This window comes from Pseudomonas sp. PS02290 (assembly GCF_029960075.1).
Taxonomy (GTDB): domain Bacteria; phylum Pseudomonadota; class Gammaproteobacteria; order Pseudomonadales; family Pseudomonadaceae; genus Aquipseudomonas.
Genome location: NZ_JASCOY010000210.1, coordinates 1 through 1,102, shown reverse-complemented (window position 1 = coordinate 1,102; position 1,102 = coordinate 1). Strand labels below are relative to the sequence as shown.

Here is a 1,102-nt window from a genome sequence, read left to right as displayed (position 1 = left end):
GGCATCAACTGTGCGATGGCCCCTGTGGAGGCACCCAGCCGCACACGCCCGGCCAAGCCCTGCACCTGACGCTCCACGTCCTCAAGCGCCTGCTCCGCATCCGCCAACAGGCGCCGCGCGCGCTCCACCAGCGTTTCTCCAATCGCCGAAGGCTGAATGCGCCCACGTGTGCGCGACAACAGCTTTCCGCCAACCCGCGACTCCAGGTCGGCAATATGCAAACTGACCGTGGGTGGCGCGAGGTGCAGCACACGGGCCGCCTCGGCAAACGAACCCAGGTCGGCAATGGCCACCAACGTGCGCAGACGGTCCAGGCTGATTTCGCGCATGAGTCACTCCTTGTTCAGAAAAGCTGAATTTCATCGTTTAGAAATTCAACTTTTCCTATCTTAGCCCCTCACTGAAGATTGGAACTCCTGATTTCCTATGTCCGAGAGCATTCCATGGCAAGTCCTCTTATATTCATCGACGGCGACCACTCCTCGATCTGATCGAACGGTTTGGCCGGCGGCAGGTTGTCTGCCTGCGGGTCAGCCATGTCCACATCCGGCGGTATGGGCTTGGCCGGTGGCTCCGACGTCTTGAGGTGCTGGCGGCGATCAGCGTCGCGCCGCGCCTTGCGCGTGGCCTTCTGGGCGGTGGTCACGATCTCGCGCATCTGCCCGATCATGCGGAACAGCGCCGACTCGTCCACCTGCTCGCGCCCGAGCTGACGCAATTTGGCCAGCGCCTGGCGTTGTTCCCAGAGGGTGACGGCCGGATGGGACAAGGTGCGGTAGTGGATCTCCAGATAGTGCTGACCTTCCGGTTCCAGTACCCAGATGCGGCTGATGTCGCGCGGATCGCGCCGGATCAGGAAGGCGGGCAAGCGCTCGCGCCGGGCAATCCACGGCTTGAGGGCGTCGGCGTAGTAGTGGATGTGGTCGATGACAAAGCCGGTGCGGGTCAGGGTGCGGCGGATCACCGGCAGGAAATCGGCTCTGTTGCAAAGATTGGCGGCAGTCAGAGGTAGGCTGTCGCTCTGCGCCGATCAGGCGGCTGCTGCGAAATGGTGGTTGAGCATGCCCATGGCCTCCGTCAGCGCCGAGGGCCCAATGCCAAA

The 1,102-nt window shown here is 62.9% G+C and carries 2 protein-coding genes; both read right to left on the bottom strand.

Annotated elements, in window-relative coordinates; genetic code table 11:
* The coding region (locus QMX88_RS29290; protein WP_282373737.1) for a LysR family transcriptional regulator at positions 1 to 329 on the bottom strand (329 nt) is incomplete at its 3' end.
* Between the two features lie 95 nt (positions 330 to 424).
* Complete coding sequence (locus QMX88_RS29285) at positions 425 to 964, bottom strand: Mu transposase C-terminal domain-containing protein (protein ID WP_008786558.1); 540 nt, start codon at positions 962 to 964, stop codon at positions 425 to 427.
* Positions 965 to 1,102: the final 138 nt, after the last annotated feature.